Genomic DNA, 4,801 nt, shown 5'->3' on the forward strand with positions numbered 1-4,801 from the left:
CGGGTGCGCGACGGCGTGCTCGAGCGTCGCCGCGACCCGGCGCAGCGCCCTCGTCGACGCCGTCGGCCGGGCGGACGTCGACGACGGTCATCTCGCCGGTGGTCACGGTGCCGGTCTTGTCGAGCACGACGGTGTCGACCGTGCGCGTGGACTCCAGCACCTGGGGGCCCTTGATGAGGATGCCGAGCTGGGCGCCGCGGCCGGTTCCGACCATGAGCGCGGTCGGCGTGGCCAGGCCCAGGGCGCAGGGGCAGGCGATGATGAGCACCGCCACCGCCGCGGTGAACGCGGCGGTCACGTCGCCGCTGAGCAGCAGCCAGCCGGCGAGCGTCAGCAGCGCCACCACGATCACCGCCGGGACGAACCAGGACGAGACCCGGTCGGCCAGGCGCTGCACGTCGGCCTTGCCGTCCTGGGCGTCCTCGACCAGCCGCGCCATCTGCGCCAGCTGGGTGTCGGCGCCGACCGCGGTGGCCCGCACGACGAGGCGTCCGCCCTGGTTGACGGTCGAGCCGGTGACGGTGTCGCCCGGCGCGACGTCCACGGGCAGCGACTCGCCGGTCAGCATCGACTCGTCGACGCCGGAGGTGCCCTCCTCGACGACGCCGTCGGTGGCGATCCGCTCGCCGGGGCGGACGACGAACCGGTCGCCGACGCCGAGCTCGTCGGGAGAGACCCGCTGCTCGACGCCGTCGCGCAGCACGGTGACCTCGCGGACGCCCAGGTCCATGAGGGCACGCAGCGCGGCGCCGGCCTTCTTCTTGGCGCCGGCCTCGAGGTAGTGGCCGGCCAGGATGAACACGGTCACCGCCGTGGCGACCTCGAGGTAGATCTCGTGCAGGCCGCCGCCGCGCGACAGCCACTGCCACTCCATCGTCATGCCGACCATGCCCGCGTCCCCGAACAGCAGGGCGACGACGGACCACAGGTAGGCGGCGCCGACGCCGAGGCTCACGAGGGTGTCCATCGTGACCGCGCGGTGGCGCGCGTTGAGCACGGCGGCGTGGTGGAACGGGTAGGCCGACCACAGGACCACCGGGGTGGCCAGGGCGAGGGCGACCCACTGCCAGTAGTCGACCTGCAGGGCCGGGATCATCGACAGCAGCACGACGGGGACGGTCAGCACCGCGGCGACCTTGAGCCGGCGCAGCAGGGACGCCGGGCCGTGCAGGCCGCCATCGGACATGTCGTGGCCGGCGTGCTCGTCGCCGTGGTGGTGGGCGTGCGGGTCGGGCCGGACGCTCGCCTCGTAGCCCGTGGCCCGCACGGTGCCCAGCAGCGTCTCGACGTCCACGTCGGCCGGGGCCTGGACGACGGCCTTCTCGGTGGCGTAGCTGACCGTCGCGTGGACGCCGTCGAGCTTGTTGAGCTTCTTCTCCACCCGGGCGGCGCAGGACGTGCAGCTCATGCCGTGGACGTCGAGGCGGTGGGTGACCAGGTCGAGGCCGGTGGCGTCCTGGACCTGCGGCTCGGCGCTCATGCGAGGGGGAGGTCGCGCGGACCGGCCAGGGCGTACCCGGCCTCGTCGACCGCTCCGGCGACCGCGGACTCGTCCAGCGCGGCGTCGCTGGTCACCGTGACGGTCGACGTGCCGCCCTTGACCAGGTCGACGGCGACGTCGGTGACGCCGGGCAGGGCGCTGATCTCCTCGGTGACCGCGCTGACGCAGTGGCCGCAGGTCATGCCGGTGACGCGGTAGGTGCTGGTGCTCATGGTGGTGTCCTCTCGGTGGGTGTCAGGAGCGGACCAGGCGCGCGATGGCGTCGGTGGCTTCCTTGACCTTGACGTCGGCCTCGGGGCCCCCGGCGCGCGCGGCGTCGACGACGCAGTGGGCCAGGTGCTCCTCGAGCAGCTTGAGCGCGACGGCCTCGAGCGCCCGGGTGGTCGCCGAGACCTGGGTGAGGACGTCGATGCAGTACGTGTCCTCCTCGACCATGCGGGTCAGCCCCCGCACCTGTCCCTCGACGCGGCGCAGCCGCTTGAGGACGGCGACCTTGTCGTCGCTGTAGCCGGGGTGCTGGTGGTGCTGGTCCATGTCGGGCTCCTTCGCTCACCTCGAACATACCCCCCGGGGGTAACGCTTTCAAGGGCGGGGCGCGGCAGCGTCCGGCGGGATCAGGACGTGACGTCGACGCCGGCCGTCGGGGCGCAGCGCTCAGGTCGAAGGGCGTGACGCCGGCGAGGGGGTCCGCGCCACCAGGACGTTCGACGATCCGGCGCGCTGGCTAGGGTGCGGGCATGACTTCGAACCCCGGACTGGACGGCATCCTCGGCGTCGAGCACGTGGAGGTCGGCCCGGACAAGGTCGTCGTGCGGCTCACCCTCGGCGAGCAGCACCTGCAGCCCTTCGGCATCCCGCACGGCGGCGTCTACTGCGCCGTGCACGAGTCGACGGCCAGCATCGCCGGCCAGGTGTGGCTCGGCACCAAGGGCGTCGTCGTCGGCACGAACAACTCCACCGACTTCATCCGTCAGGCCCGGGTCGGCGACACGGTCACCACGACCGCGACACCCATCCACCGCGGACGCACCCAGCAGCTGTGGCACCTGGACACCGTCAACCAGGACGGCAAGCTCATCGCGCAGGGTCAGGTGCGTCTTGCCAACCTCGAGCAGGAGGTCCCGTCCGAGGCGATCGCGATGTTCGCCGGACGCTCGTCCTGACCCGCGCTGGTCAGTCCACGCCGTTAGCGTGCCTCCATGGACGACGAGGTGTCGCTCGCGGTGTCAGCGAGCTCCGACTTCACATGGTCAGAATTCCTGATGTCGCCAGGATTCGGTGGTCTGGCCGCCGTCCTGGCGGCGCTTGTCGCGTTCGCTGGCGTCTCGCGAACGGTGAAGGTGCAGAGAGACGCGCGCGCAAGCAACAGTGGTGGGAACGAGCCCGCTGGGCGCTAGATCTCACCCTGAGTGACGACAGCACGACGAGGGCTGTGGGATTCGAGGTGCTCGATGCACTGGCACAGAGTGAATGGGCGAGCGAGCACGAGGCAGGCGTCATCGATGCCGCCGTCCTTCCGGTCCTCGAGGCCTATGCCGAGCAGCAGGCATCTGGCCTGGTGACGTCCGCTGGGGCACACTGGAGATCCACCGAAGAAGGAGGGTCGAGCGATGACGTCTGAGGTTCGCCCACCGCGCTCACGCTCCGCCAACACGGGCCGCTTCGTCACGAAGAGCGAGGCGCGCGCTGCGGCCAAGGTGAAGGTGACGATCGACAAGAAGCTCGGACGCAAGACCGATGTCTGGGTCGAGCGTCTTGCGAAGGAGTCCTGAGCCGGCAGGGCCCCGCGCGTCCGTCGTCCGGACGGTGTCGGGGCGCCCTTCGTGCGTCGCCTAGACTCGGAATCACGCAGCCGCGACTGGCGTTGAGGTGGTCTACCACCAGGGAGCAGCTGACGAGCACGACGACGGGACCGTACGCCTGGGCCCCCACGTCAGCCGCTGTCCGCTGACTGGAGGAGTTCCGCCATGATGATGAGCATGACCGCCACGTCCCCTCTGCCCGAGCGCGTCGACGACGCCGAGGTCCGCGTCCTGCTGCTGGAGAACATCCACGCCGACGGTGCCGACTTCCTGCGCGGCAAGGGCTACCAGGTCGAGACGATGACCCGGGCGCTGTCCGAGGACGAGCTGATCGAGAAGATCGCCGGCGTCCACATCCTCGGCATCCGCTCGACGACCTACATCACCGAGAAGGTGCTCGAGGCCGCCGACGAACTGCTGGCCATCGGTGCCTTCTGCATCGGCACCAACCAGATCGACCTCGCCGCCGCCACGCGCCACGGCGTCGCCGTGTTCAACGCGCCGTACTCCAACACGCGCAGCGTCGTGGAGCTGGCCATCGCCGAGATCATCTCGCTGGCCCGCCGCCTGCACGAGAAGTCCACGAGCATGCACGCCGGCGTGTGGAACAAGTCCGCCGCCGGCAGCCACGAGGTGCGCGGCCGCACGGTCGGCATCGTCGGCTACGGCAACATCGGGAGCCAGCTGTCGGTCGTCGCCGAGGCGCTGGGCATGTCGGTCGTCTTCTACGACATCGACGACAAGCTCGCGCTGGGCAACGCCCGCCGCTGCTCCACGCTGGAGGAGCTGCTCGAGGTCTCCGACGTCGTCACGCTGCACGTCGACGGACGTCCGGGCAACGCCGGCCTGTTCGGCGAGACGAGATGAGCCGGATGAAGCCGCGCTCGCTGTTCCTCAACCTCTCGCGCGGCATCGCCGTCGACACCGCCGCGCTGCGCAAGCACATCGAGTCCGGCCACATCGCCGGCGCGGCGCTGGACGTCTTCCCGGTGGAGCCCAAGGCGCAGGGCGACCCGTTCGTGTCCGAGCTGCAGGGGCTGGCCAACGTCATCCTCACCCCGCACGTGGGCGGCTCGACCGAGGAGGCCCAGCAGGACATCGGCCGCTTCGTCGCGTCCAAGCTGCGCACGTACACCGCGTTCGGCGGCACGTCGCTGAGCGTGAACCTGCCCGAGATCACGCTCAAGAGCGACGGCCAGCGCCACCGCCTGGCGCACCTGCACCAGAACGCGCCCGGCGTGCTCGCGCGCATCAACGGCATCCTCGGCGACCACGAGGTCAACATCGAGTCGCAGTCGCTCTCGACGCGCGGCGAGGTCGGCTACGTCATCACCGAGGTCGCAGCCGAGGTCGGCCCTGACGTGCTCGCCGAGCTGGCGTCCATGCCCGAGACGGTGCGCCTGCGTCAGCTGAGCTGAGGCCGGCTGCGGCCGCAGAGCCCCAGGAATCCTCGACGCCAGGTCCTACAGACCTGGGGCGTGGTCACACGGATCCGCGT

General features: G+C 70.8%; 8 protein-coding genes, 1 pseudogene and 1 riboswitch. Of the genes and pseudogenes, 6 read left to right on the forward strand and 3 right to left on the reverse strand.

What is annotated here, in order from left to right; translation table 11 throughout:
- From AC2W7G_RS09220 to AC2W7G_RS09230, 3 genes are all read right to left on the reverse strand, one after another.
- The coding region (locus tag AC2W7G_RS09220; protein ID WP_485868171.1) for a heavy metal translocating P-type ATPase at positions 1–1,480 on the reverse strand (1,480 nt) is incomplete at its 3' end.
- On the reverse strand, positions 1,477–1,713 hold the full coding sequence (locus AC2W7G_RS09225) for a heavy-metal-associated domain-containing protein (RefSeq protein WP_485868172.1): 237 nt from the start codon (positions 1,711–1,713) through the stop codon (positions 1,477–1,479). The genes AC2W7G_RS09220 and AC2W7G_RS09225, both read right to left, overlap by 4 nt.
- A gap of 22 nt (positions 1,714–1,735) precedes the next feature.
- Positions 1,736–2,035, reverse strand: coding sequence for a metal-sensitive transcriptional regulator (locus AC2W7G_RS09230; RefSeq protein WP_485868173.1), 300 nt, complete (start codon positions 2,033–2,035; stop codon positions 1,736–1,738).
- A 203-nt stretch (positions 2,036–2,238) separates the two neighbouring features.
- Here AC2W7G_RS09230 and AC2W7G_RS09235 point away from each other — a divergent pair, with 203 nt between their 5' ends.
- From AC2W7G_RS09235 to AC2W7G_RS09260, 6 genes and pseudogenes are all read left to right on the forward strand, one after another.
- Positions 2,239–2,664, forward strand: a complete 426-nt coding sequence (locus tag AC2W7G_RS09235) for a PaaI family thioesterase (RefSeq protein ID WP_485868174.1) — start codon at positions 2,239–2,241, stop codon at positions 2,662–2,664.
- Positions 2,665–2,700: 36 nt separating this feature from the next.
- Entirely contained in the window at positions 2,701–2,898 is a 198-nt protein-coding gene (locus AC2W7G_RS09240) for a hypothetical protein (RefSeq protein WP_485868175.1), read from the forward strand.
- Between the two features lie 35 nt (positions 2,899–2,933).
- A complete protein-coding gene (locus AC2W7G_RS09245) occupies positions 2,934–3,122 on the forward strand; it encodes a hypothetical protein (protein WP_485868176.1) in 189 nt (62 codons plus the stop codon).
- Positions 3,112–3,273, forward strand: a complete 162-nt coding sequence (locus tag AC2W7G_RS09250) for a hypothetical protein (protein WP_485868177.1) — start codon at positions 3,112–3,114, stop codon at positions 3,271–3,273. Before AC2W7G_RS09245 ends, AC2W7G_RS09250 begins: the two co-directional genes overlap by 11 nt.
- 72 nt (positions 3,274–3,345) lie before the next feature.
- A riboswitch (ZMP/ZTP riboswitch) is annotated at positions 3,346–3,434 on the forward strand.
- A gap of 46 nt (positions 3,435–3,480) precedes the next feature.
- Positions 3,481–4,313 (forward strand): annotated as a pseudogene (gene serA / locus AC2W7G_RS09255) (phosphoglycerate dehydrogenase); the annotation flags it as partial.
- A 228-nt stretch (positions 4,314–4,541) separates the two neighbouring features.
- A complete protein-coding gene (locus tag AC2W7G_RS09260; protein ID WP_485868178.1) occupies positions 4,542–4,721 on the forward strand; it encodes a hypothetical protein in 180 nt (59 codons plus the stop codon).
- Positions 4,722–4,801 lie beyond the last annotated feature (80 nt).

It is taken from the genome of Aeromicrobium sp. PFPM2_SD2, assembly GCF_057364525.1.

Excerpts from the sequence above, each read along its gene's own strand:
- AC2W7G_RS09225 (WP_485868172.1), bottom strand. The coding sequence starts at position 1,713 with ATGAGCACCAGCACCTACCGCGTCACCGGCATGACCTGCGGCCACTGC.
- AC2W7G_RS09230 (WP_485868173.1), bottom strand. The coding sequence starts at position 2,035 with ATGGACCAGCACCACCAGCACCCCGGCTACAGCGACGACAAGGTCGCC.
- AC2W7G_RS09235 (WP_485868174.1), top strand. The coding sequence starts at position 2,239 with ATGACTTCGAACCCCGGACTGGACGGCATCCTCGGCGTCGAGCACGTG.
- AC2W7G_RS09240 (WP_485868175.1), top strand. The coding sequence starts at position 2,701 with ATGGACGACGAGGTGTCGCTCGCGGTGTCAGCGAGCTCCGACTTCACA.
- AC2W7G_RS09250 (WP_485868177.1), top strand. The coding sequence starts at position 3,112 with ATGACGTCTGAGGTTCGCCCACCGCGCTCACGCTCCGCCAACACGGGC.